This window comes from Parashewanella sp. 2304DJ23-3, assembly GCF_056591695.1.
Map to the genome: position 1 here is coordinate 272631 of NZ_JBWQOH010000004.1, position 19672 is coordinate 292302.

Here is a 19672-nt window from a genome sequence, read left to right on the forward strand (position 1 = left end):
TTCCACTTAAAATACATCATACGTATCATAAACTTAACGAAGGCTGAATAGAACAAACGCTATCACGGTCTAAAATATTTATACCTACTGGTAACATGGGTCGGCTAAACAATTAACTGGTTCTTTTATAATTAACTTGCTAGCATATTTTTTATGCAAAATGATTTTGCTGTTTTCAAATCTAAGGAATGGATTGATGAAGAAAAGGATTTTTGGACTATCTCTTATCACTGCTCTACTCCCTGTAGCAGTAAATGCGAATATCACACCTAAAGATAAACTGATTCAACAAGCTGCGTTAATCATTGAAGAGGGTTTATCATCGACACCACTCAGTTGCCTAGGTATTTCAAGAGTAGATTTTAATGACGTGTTCAAAGATGCGAAAAACACTTGCGGTGAACGGCTCCCTGAAAGCATTGAACGTGCAGAAAAAGAACACTACGCAACAGAATTTGGTAACTGTGTTACCAATGGATTAAGATCACATTTTGACCTGTCTCAAGCAACGATAGATCGCTGTGAAACCGCTGCGTATTCACCACCAAGTTCTTTAAAGGAAGCGGCAAAAAGGTTAAACCAAGGGCTCAAACTGCATGCAAACCAATCCGATATTGGGCAAGTTACTCTTCCACTGTATATGAACCACCGAGTTGTGAGTCACTTCCCTGATGGAATGGGTGATGTATTAGGTACGAGCTCCCTTCCTGTGGCGGTTTTTGCAACGGATGACGACATCAATAACGTTATTAACTTTTATCAAACTCAGTTACCTGACTTTAAAAAGTTCACCGTAGAAAATGGCGTGGTTTTTATCGAAGATGCGCCTTCAGATTTTGACTTACTGACACACATTGGACTTTATACATCCACACCACACGTATTAATTGAGGATATGCGTTTCAATGAGATTACAGCACAAGAAGGTAACGTAAAAATTGAAGTGAGTTATCGTAAATAATGTTAACTATCCCCTACATCAGACCTGATATAGGGGACTTAGAATTACTTTTCGCCGAAATAAAATTCGTACTCACTTTGTAATTCTTTCACTTTTTTATCTTCTTCAATCAACTTTAGCGCCTGTGGAATCGTACTTTTAACCCACTCATAAGGCTTACCATCAAGCTTAAAGCTGTTTTGTACACTGTACATATTTATCGCTTCTGTAAAATTCTCAGAAAACTCATGACTTGAAATTGGATGGCCTTTCACAAACACTTCGTAGCGAATAACTAAATCACGATTGGTTACAACAGGTAAGATACCTAACGACATTCCAGCCCACATTGCAGAGGCTAATCCAGCGGCATTTCCACCTGCGGTGGCCTTAAAGGTATGGCTGATTTCAAGTCGAATTGGTGCACCAATTAGCTCGGAGTCCATATTTTTAAACAATGGCTTGTCTTTTAAAATATCGTAAAGTTCTTCGTGGTTGAATGAACTACCAAAACTCATTGGAGGCAAGGCCTCAGCTTGCCCCAAAAAGCTAACAATACTTAGCAATAATCCTAATGCTAATCTCATAATTATTTTCCTTTATTATTGGTAGCAGTTTAGCTGTACAACTGAAGTCAAAGCGGCATCATTACTGATTCTGATATTGCCTTCCAAGTTCGGCTCTACTTCAGTAAATGTTATTTCGTGCTTATTTAAAAACTTAACAATATATTGAGCATCTAAAGCAAAATTAACATTTTGTGGTAAAGAACCATTTTCAACTAACGCTTTATAGTTCAAAGTGCTTACCGCTAAGCCCAACAATTCGCCACCATCGGATACAACAGGGCCACCGCTAGAACCAGGTTGAATCGGTGCAGAGAATTGGAAATTTGCCACATCACCTTTTAAGCCTTTACGAGAACTCACATTGCCTCTAGTTAAGTTAGGAGACTGAGCTAAAACACCTTGAAGTGGAAAGCCAACGTTCGTCACTTGCTCACCTAGGAAAATCTCTTGCTTTGTTCTAAAAGGTAAAAAGCGTTCAACTTTACCTTTGCCTTCAATAACAGCAAGATCAAGCAGTGTTGAATCTGCGATCGTATGAGCAACATGCGACTCACCATCTTTATTCACTTCGGTATAAAGACACTTACGCAGTACGTGAGCAGCCGTTAGTACTTGCCCTGAATCATTGATATAAAAACCGGTACCGCTTGAATATGGTTTTTCTGTATTGGCCAGTTTCACTACATCAACGTTTGACATGGCGAATTCTGCTGGAAACGTTGCTGCTGATGGTTTAAATTTATTAATAACATCAACAACGACAAGCTGTGCAGCGCGTAACGATACGTTGTAAAACGCTGCATCATTTCCGATATGACCAAAATTAACTTTGAATTCTTTTTCACCTGAATGAATGTTATTCATCGCAGAGTCAAACACATTGTATTTCATAGTCATCTTGACATTCGGGTATTCGAATGACCACTTAGGCTCTAAATCTAACAGTAAGCCAAACTTTTCTTGTGACTTGCGATCAAACGCTTTTCTACTCTTGAAATAAACCGATAATGCATCTTCAACACCCGACTTTAACGCTGGGCCGGTATTAACGCGTGTTTTATATTTATTTAAGTAAAAGCTTTCATCAGATAATGATTTAGGAATGTAATAGGCAAGTTCAATATCTCTCGGTAGCTCAACGCCCTTAGCGATCTTTACCCCTTTAGGTAATTTTTTAGCATTCATCTTTGAAGTGCTAGCACATGCCGAAAGTAGCAATATCGACATAGCAACAGAAAGAAGTTTAAATAACTTCATAATTGTCCCTTAACTGTTTTTTTAATATTTTTATTGTGTGATTTTCTTTATTTATAAAAAAGAACTAAAAACATCGTGATAATACCATACAGATGTTATTTTTCTGATAAAGAAAATCTTTAATTTAACAAATGAGAGACAAGTCAAAATTTGTAAAAGAGTATAATTAACTTACGTACCTCAACGTTACGTAAGTTAATTATTTAACACGATCATTCCTGAGTTGGAACTTTTGAGAATATATATCCAGCGACATAACTCCCTATCGCAAAGCTAAATACCACATCAGAAAAATAATGGTCCGTCGTTAAAATACGACTGAATGCCAAGAAGAGCCCACAAAAAATAAATATGATGCTCAACAATTTATTTTTACACCATAAGAACATTCCAGGAATAAGTAATAAGGTAAATGCCGTTATTCCATGACCTGAAGGCATTGAAGTAAAAGCATGCTTCGCACTAAAAAAGTGGAAGCCATACAGGTCATCAGAGAAGAACAGCTCAGGTCGATAACGAGCGATGACACCTTTTATGACGAAAACAATGGCTATCGATAAAGCGTAGATGGCTGAAATTCGAACAAGTGGATGCGTAAGGTTTATTTTGTTTTTAAGTAATTGAATGAATGTTATTGCACATATAAACAACCCTAAAAAACAAATCTTTTTAGACGATGTCCATGAAGCAAGTTTATGTGAAAATTGGGTAGTCTCAGCATCTGAAAAATTATGCAGGAAATAAAGCGCAATCGATTTATCGAGAAAGAAATACCCGATGATAGTAAAAAAAAGAAATACGCTTGCTAAAATATTAAAATATTTGATTTCCATGCTCTCTTTCCTCTCCTTCAATTTTCCCTTGCACAAAGCAAGTATCAATTGAAAAAAGTATAGTACAGACATGAATGACTGCGGTTATGAAAGCGGTAATATTCGAGATAATAAAAAAGAAAAGGTCTGAGTTGGCCGCATAAGCCGGGTTCTGTTCTCTCTTACGAGAGCGACAATCATTCGTCTAGGCCTGCAATCGCTCACAGGCTCAAGCAATCTACCCGGTTCCAACGCGAGCCACGCCATATGGAACCCTATTTGATCTTGCTCCGGGTGGAGTTTACCTTGCGACCAACTGTTACCAGTGGCCCGGTGCGCTCTTACCGCACCCTTTCACCCTTACCAAATACAAGTATCTGGCGGTATCCTCTCTGCTGCACTTGTCGTCGGCTCACGCCGCCCAGACGTTATCTGGCACCCTGCTCTTCGGAGCCCGGACTTTCCTCCCCGTTACTCATAAAAGCAACGCGGCGATTGTCTCGGCCAACTCAGGGCGGCGATTATACCCAACTCAGTATGAGTACACCACCGCTTATTTCCTTTTATTTACGATTTCTGCGATAGAGCCAATTTTCTGAAAAGTCGTGGCTTTATCACTTGCCACCAATCAGAAATATTTGCACCTAACACCAACAAGCATGGTGTCAGAAATAATGTCAGCACAGTAGCAAAACCTAAACCACCAGCAATGGCACTAGAAAGTTGCGTCCACCACTGTGTTGATGGTGCACCAAACGCCACTTCACGATTTACAAAATCAATGTTCATCGACATCACCATAGGTATCAGCCCTAATACAGTTGTGCCCGCTGTCAGCAGTACAGGACGGAAACGTAATTGCCCCGTAATCAACGCTGCATCAAAAGCTCGATGCCCTGATTTACGTAATGAATTGTAGGTGTCAATCAATACAATATTGTTGTTCACCACAATCCCCGCCAAGGCGACAATACCTAACCCGACCATCACTACACCAAATGGTTGTTGAGCAATCAATAATCCCAGCAATACACCAGACGTTGAGAACACAATGGCACTCAGTACCAAGAAGCTTTGGTAAAAACTGTTAAATTGAACCAATAAAATCATCAGCATCGCAAAAATGGCGATTAAGAATGCCGTCATCAGGAACATGCCCGTTTCTTGCTGCTCTTTTGAGTCACCTTTAGCGGCAACACGCACATCTAACGGAAAGGTTTTAGTCGCCATTTCTGCTTGCAATGCTTCTAAACGTTCACTGACTAAGTACCCTTCCGCCGCATCTGCTTGAACCGTAATCACCCGCTTGGCATCCACACGATTAATGGTGCCCGTTTTCGCTACAGGTGTAAGCGTAACAAAGTTCGATAGCGGTACAGGCCCATTCGGAGTTTGCAGGTTAAAGTTTACAAACTCATCTAAATGCCGCTGTTGCTGTGGAAATCGAATCACAATGTCGACTTCTTCAATTGCATCATCTGGGCGATATTCTGTGACTTTATAACCACGTGTCATCATTTGAATCGCACTGCCAATCAGCGTCACGTCGGCACCATACTGAGCGGCGGCTTCTCGGTTAATTTTCACTTGCCAATCAATACCCGGTAACGGACGGTTGTCCTCGGCATCTTTAAACCCACCAAGCGAATCCATAGTTCTGCGAATTTCAGACACCACTTGGTAAATATTATCTTGGCTAATACCACTCACTTGCAGTTGAATCGGCTTACCTTGTGTTGGGCCATTTTCTTGACCACGGAACTCAAGTTTCACCCCAGCTATGTCAGCCGTCATTTGTTCCATTTGCGCCAAAATACTCGATGCCTTTCGGCGTTGTTTCCAATCGACAAATTCAAATTGAATGGCACCAACTACATCGGTGGCAAACTTATTGTCTGGTTTGTTGAATGAACGAGCGTATAGAGATTTAAGCTCACTCATCCCCTGTAAACGGTCTTCCACTTTTTTAAGCAAAGCGTCTTTTTCATAAACGGATAGATCGCCACGGGCATGCACCAACACTTGTGCTGTTTCAGGTTCCACTTCGGGGAAGAACTCCGTACCTAAGCCGAAAGAAAAATAACTGATGTAGCTCAAAATGATGGTCATCATTGCAAGCCCCAGTACTTTTGCAGGGTGAGATAAACCAAGCTTGAGCGTTCTTGAATACCACGTATTTTGCTTAATCGTGGTTGCTTCAATGTCTGACTGATTAATGTCTTGTTCTTGTTTATTACCTTTACTTCCGCCTAGTACGGCGCCCAATACTGGCAAAAACACCAAAGCCACCAGCAATGACGCCAGCAAACAAATCATCACCGTTATCGGTAAGAACTTCATGAACTCACCGACCGTTCCCGGCCACCCCACTAACGGCACGAATACCGCTAATGTTGTTGCTGTTGATGCGATAATTGGCCAGCTCATACGCTTAGCCGCCAGACCAAAGGCTTGTTTAGAACTTAAGCCCTCAGTGGCGTATCGGTTGGCAAGCTCCGTCACCACAATGGCGCCATCCACCAACATACCAACCACTAAAATGAGGCTGAATAACACTACAATGTTGAGTGTAAAACCGATCCAATAAATCACTAAAATCCCAGCTAAAAATGAAGCTGGGATCGCAAGACCAACGAGCAATGATGAACGAATACCTAATGCGGCTACGATTACGATCATCACCATGATAATCGCACTGACCACGTTGTTCTGTAAATCCGCCAGCATGGTTTCAATTTGACCAGATTGATCAAGAATGTAATCCAGTTGCACGCTTTGCGGCCAAATTGTTTGGCGTTGTGCCACAATGGCTTTCACTTGCTCGATGGTACTGATGATGTTTGAACCAACACGCTTAGAGACTTCAAGTGAAATCGCACTTTGACCATTCACTCGGGCAAAACTGGGTGCATCTTTAAAGGTTCTGCGAACACTGGCGACATCACCAAACGTCACCACGGTACGACCCACAGTTTTTATCGGCAATGACAACATGTCATCGATATTTTCGATAACACCCGGCACTTTAACGACCATGCGCCCGTCACCATTATCCAGTGCGCCTGCAGCCACCAATTGGTTATTACGACTGATGCTATTCACAACCGTTTGAAAATCGATTTGGTACGTTTCTAAGATCAGAGGGTCAACAATAACTTCTAAGACTTCTTCTCTATCACCGCCAATATCGACTTCAAGCACTTCTGGCAGGGCTTCAATTTCGTCTTTTAAATCACGAGCCATTCTCAACAGCTGACGCTCAGGAATGGGGCCAGAAAGACTCAACGACAGGATCGGGAACAGCGCAACGTTCACCTCATGCACCTCTGGCTCTTCACCACCTTGAGGCAGTTTCGCTTTAGCACGGTCAACTTTTTCACGCACATCTAACAGCGCTTTATCACCATCAAAACCCGCATCAAATTCAAGTTGCACAGAGGCATGACCTTCCGAAGCCACGGCGGTCATTTCTTTTACGCCCTCAATGGTACGCAGCTCTTTTTCCATCGGCCGAATGAGTAAGCGCTCTGCATCTGAGGACGAGATCCCTTCGTGCGACATCGACACATAAATAATAGGGATGGCAATATCAGGCTGTGATTCACGAGGAATGGAGTTATACGCCACCAGCCCGCTCAATAAAATGAAGGCAAGGAACACCATCACAGCTCGGGCGTGGTTCATCGCCCAATTAATAATTGTATTCATTGCGATTATTCCCCGCTTGCTGCTTCAAGCTCTGGGATCACCACTTGTCCCGCTTTAACGAAACCTTGACCAACCGTGATTAACCGAACGGATTTTGGTAACCCATTCACAAACGTGCCTGCGTTTTGCGAACGGATGATTTCGACAGGCATATTGATCACCATGTCATTGTCATCCACCGCCTTAACTTGCAGCGTACCTTCGGTTGAAAGATCCAATAATGAATTCGGCAATTGATGAGCGAGTTCAGGATCAACATCCAGCGTAATCGATGCACTTTGACCAAACGCAGGCATGTTTTTTAGGTTGTTAATACGAGACTCAACTCTGAAAGTTCGAGTTTGTGGGTCGGCATCGTTAGAGATAAAGGTCAGCTCGCCTTTTAACACTCGACCACCAATCAATTCCGCTTTTATTGGCAACCCTAAATGTAATTTATGAACTAAGGCTTGCGGTACGTTGGCAGTGATAATCAAACTGGTGTTATCCACCAATGTTGCAATCGGATCGCCTGCCGATAAATAGTCACCTTTATCGACTTGAATGTCATTAAGCACACCGTCAAAAGCGGCAGTGATTTTAGTATGTTGAATATCAATATTAAGCTGCTTTACCCGTGCTTTGGCTTGTGCGAGTTCCGCTTGAGTTTGTTTATGTTGATTCGACGACACCATTTTTGATTTCATCAAACGCTGGCTGGCTTCAAGATCGGCTTCTCTTGCCAATAACTGAGCTTTGGCATAATCAAGTTCAAGCAATTTATGATTCAACTGAATTTGCAGCAATTGCTCGCCCTTTTTGAGTACGTCGCCTTTCTTTGCCAGTTTTTCTTCCACCAGCCCGCTGGTTTCTGATTTAATTTGAATGCGGCGGTATGCTTCGATTTGCCCTTGTAAATGAATGCTGTTCACTAATGGCGCTGCGATAAACTCAGCCACTTGAACTTTAAATAAATCAGGGATTTTAGTGTTGGTATTCTCAGCTTTCGCCGACACCGATGACTGACTACCAGCAATGTTGCCTGTGGCGAGCCAAGTTAAGGCACCCACAGCGAGAATTGAAGCTATGATCAATGAGCTTTTTTTCGATTTAAACATCTGAGTCCCAGTTATAATTTGTTAATTCCGTTATTTTTTAAACGTGAAGCGACTACCTATTTTTGATACCCCAACGCACCTGCAATCATGAATCGAGTAGTAATGCGTATAAAATCGTCTTGTTTTACGTTGTTAAACTCTTTGATGTGACCATCCCACACCATGGCTAATACACCGTGAAAACAGGTATGCATGGCAATGACGAGTTCTTCAATAGGTTGCTTAGGCAGCTCACCCTTGTCTATACCTGCTTGCAACAGCTTGACGATCATTTGATCGCACTCTTGATCAAACTCTTCAAACGCTGTGGCGTATTTATTTGTCAGTCGATTTTTAAAATCAGAACTGTGGCAATAGTGAGTGATCTTGGCTGATACGGGGTTATTCACTGCGTTAAACAATGATGCTTCAATGATTTTTTGCAAGCCCGACAAAATGCCACTCTCATAATTTACTTGTCTCATGAGGGCTAATGGGACTTTACAATGATCCAAAGTGATCTGTGCATAGATCTCTTCTTTTGATGCAAAATGCTTATAAACAGTGCCTTTTCCAATTTCAGCCTTTTTAGCAATTTGCTCGACTGTAGTGGACTGCCAATCATCACCACTAAGCAGAATAAGGGCAGCATCAATGATGTCTTGCTCTCGTTGAGCAAATGCTTTTTGTTTACGAGTTAATTCAATTTCTGTCATTTTGTGACTCAAAGTCATTTTGTGACTATTAGTCACACAATTAAAAACAGATTATATTCTATAGAGAAGAAATTCAAATCTTGTGGGATCTAAATTGTAAAGTTGACTTCTTTTATAAAAAAATCACCTGCTTTAAGACTTGAATCGCTTAAGCAAGCAATAAGTTCATTGATGAGTTTTCAAAAGAGAATAAGGATGGATAAAGTTATAAGAATACTTTAGATCGTGCCGTTGCACATCATGCTGATATACTCTTACTATGAGTTGTTCCCATGTCGCACACACCATTGCCTGTACTTATACATATGAGTCTTGACTTGACTGGCTCTATTATCTCCCTTTTGAAAAGGCTGCATAGTCTCTTTTAAAGGCCATCCGCTTTTGTTTGATTGCTAATTTTTTTTGTATTTCCTCTAAAGCCTTATGAAGGTTATAACAAAACAGAGCATGTTCATCTTCATCAAACAACTGAGAATTTGAATCATACCCATCTCTTAATACTTTTGTTTTATCGTCTGTTGCGCCCAAAAATAAAAAATGCTGCACACGCTTTCCGTTAAATCCATTTGCAACTTTTTGATGATTTTCAATACTGTCATCAATAAACACCACATAACTATTTTGCAATCTTTGTTCTCGCATATACTGTTTTATGACCTTGCTTTTATCAAACTTTACTCCAGGCTCTGAACTTGCATTTTCCGGCGTGTATATGGCATTAAAAATATCTTTGATATTCGCAAAATTCAGCTTTTCCTTAGCTCCTTTTCCGTGTGAGACGGCAATAATATGAGCATTAGGAAATCTTTTTTTTAAATTAGCTAAATGAGTATTAATATTTTTCTCAACCGCTTCAGAACTCTTAATACCATTCGAGTGTTTTGTTTTTTGCACCAATGTTTCATCAATATCAAATACAAAAATGGGTTTTGAAACATTAACGGCTCCCCCAATATCAGCCACACTCATCACAGCTTCCATTCTTAATCGTCTACATTCAGGCTTTCTGATTGCAATAGGAACCTGGATTGAGGTGTGAATATCACTCACTCGACATTTCGCTAACAAATCTGGATTGCACTGAGTATCAAAATCAAGGGTAGTAACTTTATCTGTTTTATTACCTTTAACGGTTCTAAATTCTGTATCGCGTCGAGCCGCTCCAATATCAGCACATTCTGTATCGATGCCTTTATTCCATTTCGCTTCTGGAATGCAACAGGTTAGCGCTTTTACCTTATCTACTGTTTCATTATGAGTTTGAGCTACTGGTTGGCTTTCGCAGTCAACATCAAAATCATTATCAAGTGCAATTCTATATTTAGATTTAAATAGGAAGTCTGGTAACAGACGTTTGACTCGGCTCGATTCACGGATAAGGAAGCTTTGACGACCATCTGGCATTTTTACTTTTTTAACTTCAAAACATCGTTCGTAAGATCTTTTTGATGGAGCGCATTTCTCATCAGAGAAACTAAACACCACTTTTTGCCAATTACCACCTAGAACAATGTCGTCTTTAATTTTTTGTTGTTTCCACAATTGTATCTCACGCCTCCCACTATCCCATTGAATATCATAGCGTCCCACAGGGAGCATTGATGAAGGTGGCGTAGAAGCAGGCATCGTAGAGGCAGCAATTAGTAAATTGACACTCGTGTATTATAAAGTAGGTCACATTGACTAGAGTTAGCTTTATTATTAATTTAACTTAATCAAAGTAAATCTGGTTGAGTAATTATAAAGGCATTCTCCCTCCAGTTCTTTTCTTAAGGAACTATCCCAAAATCATAGACTGGTTCTTAAAATCATTAAACGATGTTTAAAAGCTTGATAGAAAAGGCTTATCAGAAAGTTTCTTAAGCCAAAAATAAAGCATATTTAGAAATAGCAGTAGTTGGATATAAATCTCTATCACCCGACGACACTAAAAACTATGAAGGACAGTAACTCAACTACCCTTTAGTTACCACAACACAAGAGGAAGATTATGAGCACCGTCCTTCAAGTAAAAGAGAAAGCGAAAATTGGTCGCTATTTCAAAATAAAAAGTGCTACGTTATCGCTTGTTTATTTGGAAACGAAGTAACGACAGATTTATATGTCGGTAATCACCAAACCGCACAAGCGCTGCCTTGCATAAAATAACCAGTTTTTCGCTGCAAAAACAATCACGAAAGATCAAAAAACCTAAGATGCAAAAAGTTAATCTTAAACAAACCGACTCACCCAAAACTCGCTGCTTTTTTATAAGCTTCTCGACTCTGTACTAGCTCAAGATAAGCCAGAGTATTCGGGCGGTTTTCCAGTAAACCTAATCGATGTGCGACTTCTAATGTAAACGTCATCATGATGTCTGCTGCGGTGAAGCTTTCGCCTGCAAAGAAAGGGTTGTTCTCTAACGTGGCTTCGATATAACCGAAGTCTAGCGCGACTTCTTTGCCAATATAGTGATCCATGGCTTGGCTGCCGTCCCGTGTTTCCATTTGCATAAACAAAGTGGAAATGACGGGTAAACTAAGAGAACCTTCTGCAAAGTGCAGCCATTCTAAATACGCATAATATTCAGCTGAGTTCGCTTGAGGACGAAGTGACCCACGTTCATTTTGATTTAAAATGTACTCCATAATGGCACCTGATTCACACAAGGTAATATCACCGTCAACAATGACTGGCGCTTTCGCCAACGGATGAATGGCTTTTAAGCTGTCTGGTGCTAATTGAGTAATTGGATCACGTTGATGGTTCACTAATTGATAAGGAAGATTCAACTCTTCCAGTAACCATAAAACACGTTTAGAGCGAGACTGATTTAAATGATGGACTGTTATCATGAAGATCTCGATTTAGATATTGAGAAAACAAGAATCGCAAAGCACTCCAATTCAGAATACTTTGCGCAATTTAATGTCGTCTAAGGTTATAGAGCTTGCTCTAAAATCTGCTTGCTGACGGCTAAAGTAATGTCGCTGTGTTCACCCAGTGCGACCATTCCGTGCTGCTCTAGCATACTCACTAAATCATCAATGTCTTTTTCACTGATGTTCACGTCTGAAAGTCGTGTCGGTACGTCCATTTGTTTAAAGAATGCTTCTGTTTTTGCGATGGCTTTATCAATTTTTACGGTTTCATCTTCATCGGTAAGTTGCCATACACGCTCAGCATACTGAACCAGTTTTTCACGCTTTTCTTGGCGCTTCACTTTCATAACCGCTGGTAACACGATAGACAAGGTTCGTGCGTGATCAATGCCAAAGCCACCCGTTAACTCGTGCCCAATCATGTGCGTTGACCAATCCTGTGGCACACCAGCCCCGATAAGTCCGTTCAAGGCCATGGTGGCTGACCACATGATGTTAGCACGAACGTCTAAGTCTTCTTTGCTTTCTGCAACAAGCGCTTTAGGCCCTTCTTCGATTAAGGTTTGTAGTAACCCTTCTGCAAATCGGTCTTGTACTTTCGCATTAACACTGTAAGTCAGGTATTGCTCAATGGTGTGAACAAATGCGTCGATAACACCGTTACTGATTTGGCGATCAGACAGCGATAACGTCACCTTTGGATCCAATACTGCGAATTGAGGGCGCACAATCGGGCTTGAGAATGGCAGTTTGTGACCGTCACGAGTCACAACTGAGTTACCATTACTTTCAGAACCTGTTGCAGGAAGTGTGAGTACTGCACCCATTGGCAATGCATCAGTGATAGGCGTTTGTTTTGCTAGAATATCCCACGGATCGTCACCGTTAAATAATGCTGCAGCGGCAATGAACTTACAGCCATCAACCACGGAACCACCACCCACAGCTAATAGGTAATCCACATCATGTTGCTTAATCAACTGCTGCGCTTTCATTAGCGTGTCGTATTTTGGGTTTGGCTCAATACCAGAGAATTCAAACCACGTGTGTTCAGACAGTGCTTTTACTACTTGATCGTACACACCATTTTGTTTTATTGAGCCACCACCATACACAAGCAGTACTTTTGCATTTGCAGGGATCTCAGTTGCGATCATCTTGATTTGATCTTCACCGAAATGGATTTTAGTTGGATTTTGAAATGTGAAATTTAACAAAGTGATATCCTCAATTGAGTACCTGACGATAAGTTCTTTGAAAATTATCGTGTTCAGATTTAGCGAAATACAAGGCGCAATGACGAGTCATAGCCGTAACTATGGCAAGGAGTTGCAACGCTGTAGAGTGCTGAATATGGGCACGATAAAATCTTAAGAAATTTATCTTCAGGTACTTACCTAATAATTTGTTGAACTAATTTTTTCGCCACTAACTCTGAGCTCGCTGGGTTTTGACCTGAAATGATCAGCCCATCTTGTACTGCTAACGCACTCCAATCCTCTACCTTTTGATAATCAGCGCCTCGTTTTACCAGTTCATCTTCCAGCAAAAATGGCACGATATCAGTAAGCTGAACCGCTGCTTCTTCAGTGTTTGTGAAACCAGAAACCGCTTTACCTTTAATGGCGAACTCACCGCTTGCGTCTTTCACGTTTAATAACGCTGCGGTTGCATGACAAACCGCGGCTACTGGTTTTTGTGCTGCTAAAAACTGCTCGATTAATTCAATGGACGTTTGATTCTCAGTCAGATCCCATAATGGCCCATGACCACCCGGATAAAAAACAGCATCGAATTGTTGTTGATCGATCGTCGATAGCACATGGGTATTCATCACCGCTTGTTGTGCTGTTTTGTCTTCATCAAATCGATGCGTTGACACTGTTTGAAAATCTTCTAATTCACTTTTAGGGTCAATAGGCGCTTGACCACCAGCCGGAGAAGCAAGTGTTACTTGAAAGCCTGCATCAATGAATGTGTAATAAGGAGAGGCAAACTCTTCAATCCAAAATCCTGTTTTTTCTCCGCTATTACCTAAAGTATCGTGTGACGTTAATACCATTAATACTTTCTTTGCACTCATATTGACCTCTAATCATTTGAAGTAATTATTTGTCAGACAGTCTACAGCAGTATATTAATAAGGATAATGCAGATAAAATCGATATCTTTGTATCAAAATTTAATACAATGAAGCGATGAGAACGTTGGAGATGATCGGTGAATATTTCTTTTGAGCAACTGAAAAGTATGGTGGTGTTTTCACACGTCATTGAACAAGGCACGCTAAGTGGTGCAGCCAAACACATCGGGTTATCGAGGGCGGTGGTCAGTTACCACATTAAAAAGCTTGAGACCCAGTTAGGCATCAAGTTACTGAATCGCTCCACTCGCACTTTATCGCTCACCGAAGCCGGAAACGATTATTATCAATACTGCCGAACGATTGCCGAGCAAGCGTCTGCTGCGAATCAACAAATCGAAAACCTGAAACACGAACCTGTTGGCTTGATTAAGATCACCTGCCCAGTGAACATCGGATTACAAACCATTGTTCCTGCGCTTAATGATTTTAGAAGTCTTTACCCTAAAATTGAACTCGACGTCATGTTGACCGATGAAGTCGTCAATATCATGAAAGAAGGCATTGATCTGGCAATACGTGGCGCACCACTGGCAGATTCAGGTTTACAAGCCACTCAGCTGTCGACGCTTAAAACCTGCTTATGTGGTTCACCCTCTTACTTTAAAAAGTTTGGTTTCCCTAAACACCCAACGGACTTAAATCAGCATCAATGGGTAGTCTATAAGCTAACGTCATCAGCGCTTGAGTTAACCAAAGGCAGTCGTTCATTTAGCATTGAAATGAACGGCACAATTCAAACCAATAATGCTTCGGCAAGAACCGCATTTGTTGAGGGTGGGCATGGGCTTGCTCGTATTCCCGTTTATGATGCCAAACCTAAAATTGAAAACGGTACACTGGTATCAGTATTAGACGATTACACCATGAGAGACATTAAGGTCTTTGGTGTGTTTCCCCCCGGAAATGCGGATTCTAAAAAAATACGTCTACTGATCGATTATTTGAAAGCGCACTTTTCAAGGCCTGAAACGGCTGTGCGTTAAATTGAAACGTATGCAGCAAATGGGTGCATACGTTTCAAATGTAGAATGAAAAATAAAGAATTATAAGCCGAGTTCTAAACCATGCTTATAGAGCGCATTTTTCTTCAAACCATGAATTTGTGCGGTTAAAGCTGATGCTTTCTTTAATGGCAATTCAGTGCAAAGAATTTTCAGGGTTTCGATAGATTCAGCAGGTAAAGCATCTTGAACCGCAGTTTCTGCACCATGAATCATCAGTACCATTTCACCGCGTTGCTGATTTGAGTCAGACTCAACTTTGTTCAGTACTTCTTCTACCGTTCCAGATAAAAAAGTCTCAAACGTTTTGGTAAGTTCACGTGCCATGACCATTTGACGGTCAGCACCAAAGCTAGTCAACATCGACTGTAAGCTTTGGATAATACGATGTGGTGATTCGTAAAAAATTAGCGTACGAGGGTCATTGACTAATGCCTTAAGCTTATCTGTTCTGCCCTTCTCTTTCGCAGGTAAAAAACCTTCGAACGAAAAGCGATCCGATGGTAACCCCGAGCCACTCAATGCAGTAATTGCAGCACAGGCGCCCGGCAAAGGAATGACATCAAATCCCGCTTCACGCACATAGTTAACCAAATGATAGCCAGGGTCTGAAATTAACGGTGTACCAGCATCTGAGATTAACGCAATTGAACCGCCATTCTTTAGTTTTTCGACAACACCTGCAGCACGATCTCGCTCATTATGATCATGAATGGCGATAGTTTTAGTGCTCACACCAAAGTGCTTCAATAATTTACCGCTATGACGAGTATCCTCACATGCGATTAAGCTCACTTGATTGAGAACCTCAAGCGCCCTTGGGGTTAGATCTTCAAGGTTGCCGATAGGTGTCGGCACGATATAAAGCGCTACTGCGTGTTCCATGGAGTCCTCAATAATACGAATAACAGACTTTCGCCAAAGATAAGAGCAGGTTAAACTATCTGCAATTGAGACAGTGTAAAAGCTGCAAAAACTGAATTCTAATACCATTCACACCGATTAACTAGTTTATTAGGGAACATTTTCGAAGTCAGTGCAAGGCGCAATTGCGAATCATGGCCGTAGCCATGGTGAGTAATTGCAACGCAGAAGTGACAATGAAAATGTTGAATTTATAAGATAGGTAATTGGTACGAATGGTATGAAATAACAGAGAGTGAATCTGTGTTGAAAAGCAAAACGTTGAAAAAGTTTACCCCAATCTTGTTAAGCAGCTTCCTATTATTTGCTTGTAACTCGACGCCAAATAGACCGAGCTCGAACCAACCGGTTTCAATGGAAGCTGCAACGCTTTCCGCACAAAGCTATTTGAAGCAGGCCAACGACACCAACTCTAAACAACAAAAAGACAAGCTGTTGTTGCTCTCCGTTAAAGCACACTTGAATGATAATCAGACGGAAGCCGCTGAAGAAATTTTACAGCGTTTGTCTCAAAACTTAAGTGCATCGCCGACAATCCAAGCCCAGTATCGTTACTTGTCCGCTAAGGTACTTTTAAAACGCAAGCAATACGGCGAAGCATTAAGTCAGCTTAAATACACTTCTCAATGGCAGCTACCAACTTGGCAGTGGCACAACTATTACCAAACCCGTGCGTGGTTATATGAACAGCTACAACAGCCACTCAAGCAAATTGCAGAATTGAGCTTATTGAGCAAATTTGTTGATCCTCAAGAAGCCAATCAAGTAAACGATAATATTTGGCGTTTATTGAGGCCAATCCCACAAGACCAACTTGCTGAGTTGGCGCAAAATGCCATTGAACCATTAAATGCAGGTTGGTTACAGCTCGCTTATATCGCCAAACATTATGGCGCCGATCCGAATCAATTGATCAGCTACTTAGGACGTTGGCAACGCCAACACAAAAGTCATCCTGCAGCATTAAAACTGCCTTCTGACCTAGAAAAAGCGCTGAATACGCAACCCTATACGCCAAAGAAAATTGCTGTGTTGCTTCCACTGTCTGGTGATAAAGGTGAGATTGCCAACCCAGTAAGAGTCGGGATTTTAAGCCGTTATCTCAAAGAACCTGAAGGAAATGTGCAGCTTGAGTTTTATGATACGGCCACAGATCCAGTAGCAGCTTATCAAAAGGCGTTAACTGAAGGCGCTGAGTTTGTTATTGGCCCACTGCTGCCAGGCAACCTGAACAAGTTAAAACAATACCAAGCGCAAAATCCGAGCTCCGTTCCTCAACTTTATTTGAATCAAGTTGAGCAATTTACGCCGAATGAAAATCAGTATTACTTTTCATTATCGCCGCAGCAAGAAGCTGTAGATGCGGCGATGCACATGTTTCGTTCGAATATAAAAACACCACTGATCTTTGCCAGCAATAATAATATTGGTCACCGAATGGCATCTGCGTTCAACGAAGAATGGCAACGTTTAACAGAACAACCTGCCGAAGTTCATTTTTATGACAGTGGCGATAAAATGAAAGTCACCGTTCAACAAGCAATGGGTGTAGCAGACAGTAAAGCTCGCATTGCGAAAATGAAAGCGGTTGTCGGCCGCAAATTGAAAGCGGATTTTCGTTCTCGACGTGATATTGATGCGATTTACATGATTGCCAGTGCTCGTGATTTACCGCTATTAAAACCTTTTATTGATGTGAACTTCAGTGTATTTACTAAACCGGTTCCGCTGTATACCACCAGCCGAAGTCGTCCAAACGGTGATATTCGTCGTTCAAAAACAGAATATGATGGCGTAACCATCAGTGAAGCCCCATGGCTTATGCAAAACACACCAGATAATCGTACCGTCGATAAGCTTTGGCCAACATGGAATAACGGCCAACAACGCTTATATGCGATGGGCGTTGATGCATTAGAGTTAGTGGGTAAACTGGCTCAAATGCGCGCTTTCCCGGGGTTCCATTATAAAGGTGATAGCGGTTTACTTTCCGTCAATGAACAAGGTGTTATTGATCGTCAATTGCAGTGGGGTAAATACCGCAGAGGATATTTACTGCCACTATGAACAAAGGTCAGCAAGGAGAGCTGCAAGCCAAACAATATTTAGAGCAACAAGGGCTCACCTTTGTCGAGCAAAATGTTCGCTTTCCTTTTGGTGAGCTTGACCTTGTAATGCGCCAACAGAAATATTGGGTATTTGTTGAGGTAAAATACCGAAGTAACCCTAATTTTGGTGGCGCTGTAAGTGCCGTTTCAGCCAAACAGGTGCAACGAATACGTAAAGCGACTGCACATTATCTGCAACTGAAACGAATCCAAGCTCCGTGTCGATTTGATGTCGTTGCTATTGATGGCAGTCACATTCAATGGATTAAAGGCGCATTTTAAAGTTTCCTTTGATAATATAGCGTTAATTTAGTTTTTAAGGATGTATCCATGTTAGACCGTATTAAAGACAGTTTTACTGAATCAATTCAAACCAAAATCGATGCAGCGGAAGCGCTACCAGAATCAATCGAGCACGCTGCACAAATGATGGTGAACTGCTTATTAAACGGCAACAAGATCCTAGCGTGTGGTAACGGTGGCAGTGCTGGCGATGCGCAACATTTCTCAGCTGAATTATTAAATCGCTATGAAATCGAGCGTCCGCCGTTGCCTGCAATTGCATTAACGACAGATACTTCAACGCTTACTGCTATTGCGAACGACTACAGCTATGACGAAGTATTCTCAAAGCAAATTTTAGCGTTAGGTCAACCAGGCGATATTCTTTTAGCCATCTCCACCAGTGGTAACTCTGGCAACGTAATTAAAGCGATGGAAGCTGCATTAAGCCGTGATATGACCATTGTAGCTTTAACCGGTAAAGATGGCGGTGCAATGGCAGGTTTAATGGGACCAAATGACGTTGAAATCCGTGTTCCATCTGGTATTACTGCGCGTATTCAAGAAGTGCATTTATTGGCAATTCACTGCTTATGCGACAACATCGATAAGACGTTATTCCCACAGGACGAACAATGAGAAAACTTGCAACAATCACGCTTTTAACCAGTTTATTAATGCTTCAGGGATGTGCAGGCTTGATTGTTGCAGGTGCTGTAGGTGGCGCAGTCATGCTCAATGACGAGCGCAGCCTTAAAACTCAGCTTGATGATACTAATGCTGATTTTAAAATTGCAGCTGAGCTCGACAAACACAAAGACATCAAAGAGCACACTCATATTCGAGTTGTTACGGTTAACAAAAAAATTCTTGTAGTGGGTCAATCCCCAAATTCTCAACTCAGAGATAAAGCCATTCAGATCATTTCAGAGTTAAAGCTTGGCGATAAAATTTATAACCAAATACGAATTGGCAGCCCAACAGGTTTCACTACACGCAGCAATGACACCTGGATCACGACCAAAGTCAAAGGCCGTATGCTGAATCAAGATGGCCTTGATATCACTCGTATTAAAGTCGTAACTGAGAATGGTGAAGTATTTTTACTAGGCTTAATTGCAGAAAACCAAGCTGATATCGCTGTCGATGTAGCACGCCACACTTCTGGTGTAAGAAAAGTCATCAAAGTGTTTGAGCTAACAAAAGACTAACTTATTACCGCATAAACGATTTTTAACTCAGCTTTAATCTCACCAAGCGAAGCGCTAACTT

The 19672-nt window shown here is 41.4% G+C and carries 17 protein-coding genes and 1 other RNA gene; 6 read left to right on the forward strand and 12 right to left on the reverse strand.

Features of this window, described 5'->3' with window-relative positions:
* Positions 1 to 196: 196 nt before the first annotated feature.
* On the forward strand, positions 197 to 961 hold the full coding sequence (locus AC1EU2_RS11045) for a hypothetical protein (protein ID WP_480298335.1): 765 nt from the start codon (positions 197 to 199) through the stop codon (positions 959 to 961).
* Positions 962 to 1005: 44 nt separating this feature from the next.
* Here AC1EU2_RS11045 and AC1EU2_RS11050 read toward each other — a convergent pair whose 3' ends face one another.
* From AC1EU2_RS11050 to AC1EU2_RS11100, 11 genes are all read right to left on the reverse strand, one after another.
* Positions 1006 to 1527, reverse strand: coding sequence for a hypothetical protein (locus tag AC1EU2_RS11050; RefSeq protein WP_480298336.1), 522 nt, complete (start codon positions 1525 to 1527; stop codon positions 1006 to 1008).
* A gap of 15 nt (positions 1528 to 1542) precedes the next feature.
* Positions 1543 to 2766: a S1 family peptidase gene (locus AC1EU2_RS11055; protein ID WP_480298337.1), complete on the reverse strand. Its 1224-nt coding sequence runs from the start codon at positions 2764 to 2766 to the stop codon at positions 1543 to 1545.
* Between the two features lie 212 nt (positions 2767 to 2978).
* Positions 2979 to 3599, reverse strand: coding sequence for a phosphatase PAP2 family protein (locus AC1EU2_RS11060; RefSeq protein ID WP_480298338.1), 621 nt, complete (start codon positions 3597 to 3599; stop codon positions 2979 to 2981).
* Positions 3600 to 3723: 124 nt separating this feature from the next.
* Positions 3724 to 4089, reverse strand: an RNA gene (rnpB, locus tag AC1EU2_RS11065) — RNase P RNA component class A.
* 56 nt (positions 4090 to 4145) lie between these two features.
* Positions 4146 to 7286 (reverse strand): efflux RND transporter permease subunit, encoded by a 3141-nt coding sequence (locus AC1EU2_RS11070; protein WP_480298339.1) that lies wholly within the window; start codon positions 7284 to 7286, stop codon positions 4146 to 4148.
* 5 nt (positions 7287 to 7291) lie between these two features.
* Positions 7292 to 8383, reverse strand: coding sequence for an efflux RND transporter periplasmic adaptor subunit (locus tag AC1EU2_RS11075; RefSeq protein ID WP_480298340.1), 1092 nt, complete (start codon positions 8381 to 8383; stop codon positions 7292 to 7294).
* A 56-nt stretch (positions 8384 to 8439) separates the two neighbouring features.
* A complete protein-coding gene (locus AC1EU2_RS11080) occupies positions 8440 to 9078 on the reverse strand; it encodes a TetR/AcrR family transcriptional regulator (protein WP_480298341.1) in 639 nt (212 codons plus the stop codon).
* Positions 9079 to 9408: 330 nt separating this feature from the next.
* The gene (locus AC1EU2_RS11085) at positions 9409 to 10620 is read right to left on the reverse strand and encodes a hypothetical protein (protein ID WP_480298342.1); all 1212 of its coding nucleotides are present in this window, start codon (positions 10618 to 10620) and stop codon (positions 9409 to 9411) included.
* Between the two features lie 683 nt (positions 10621 to 11303).
* Complete coding sequence (locus tag AC1EU2_RS11090) at positions 11304 to 11912, reverse strand: glutathione S-transferase family protein (protein ID WP_480298343.1); 609 nt, start codon at positions 11910 to 11912, stop codon at positions 11304 to 11306.
* An 86-nt stretch (positions 11913 to 11998) separates the two neighbouring features.
* Positions 11999 to 13156, reverse strand: a complete 1158-nt coding sequence (locus tag AC1EU2_RS11095) for an iron-containing alcohol dehydrogenase (RefSeq protein ID WP_480298344.1) — start codon at positions 13154 to 13156, stop codon at positions 11999 to 12001.
* 176 nt (positions 13157 to 13332) lie between these two features.
* Positions 13333 to 14022 carry a type 1 glutamine amidotransferase domain-containing protein gene (locus AC1EU2_RS11100; RefSeq protein WP_480298345.1) on the reverse strand — a complete coding sequence of 230 codons (690 nt, stop codon included), beginning with the start codon at positions 14020 to 14022 and terminating at the stop codon, positions 13333 to 13335.
* A 137-nt stretch (positions 14023 to 14159) separates the two neighbouring features.
* On the opposite strand from AC1EU2_RS11100, the gene AC1EU2_RS11105 reads away from it, so the two are divergent.
* Positions 14160 to 15068 carry a LysR family transcriptional regulator gene (locus AC1EU2_RS11105; protein WP_480298346.1) on the forward strand — a complete coding sequence of 303 codons (909 nt, stop codon included), beginning with the start codon at positions 14160 to 14162 and terminating at the stop codon, positions 15066 to 15068.
* A 60-nt stretch (positions 15069 to 15128) separates the two neighbouring features.
* On the opposite strand, the gene rsmI is transcribed toward AC1EU2_RS11105, so the two are convergent.
* Positions 15129 to 15971, reverse strand: a complete 843-nt coding sequence (gene rsmI / locus AC1EU2_RS11110; RefSeq protein ID WP_480298347.1) for a 16S rRNA (cytidine(1402)-2'-O)-methyltransferase — start codon at positions 15969 to 15971, stop codon at positions 15129 to 15131.
* 282 nt (positions 15972 to 16253) lie between these two features.
* Here rsmI and AC1EU2_RS11115 point away from each other — a divergent pair, with 282 nt between their 5' ends.
* Genes AC1EU2_RS11115 through dolP form a run of 4 tightly spaced genes read left to right on the forward strand, consistent with a single transcriptional unit; the run spans position 16254 to position 19611 of the window.
* Positions 16254 to 18077: a penicillin-binding protein activator gene (locus tag AC1EU2_RS11115; protein WP_480298348.1), complete on the forward strand. Its 1824-nt coding sequence runs from the start codon at positions 16254 to 16256 to the stop codon at positions 18075 to 18077.
* Entirely contained in the window at positions 18074 to 18400 is a 327-nt protein-coding gene (locus AC1EU2_RS11120; RefSeq protein WP_480298349.1) for a YraN family protein, read from the forward strand. Before AC1EU2_RS11115 ends, AC1EU2_RS11120 begins: the two co-directional genes overlap by 4 nt.
* A 48-nt stretch (positions 18401 to 18448) precedes the next feature.
* The gene (locus tag AC1EU2_RS11125) at positions 18449 to 19039 is read left to right on the forward strand and encodes a phosphoheptose isomerase (RefSeq protein ID WP_129945635.1); all 591 of its coding nucleotides are present in this window, start codon (positions 18449 to 18451) and stop codon (positions 19037 to 19039) included.
* On the forward strand, positions 19036 to 19611 hold the full coding sequence (gene dolP / locus AC1EU2_RS11130) for a division/outer membrane stress-associated lipid-binding lipoprotein (protein ID WP_480298350.1): 576 nt from the start codon (positions 19036 to 19038) through the stop codon (positions 19609 to 19611). The genes AC1EU2_RS11125 and dolP overlap by 4 nt, the downstream gene beginning before the upstream one ends.
* Positions 19612 to 19672: the final 61 nt, after the last annotated feature.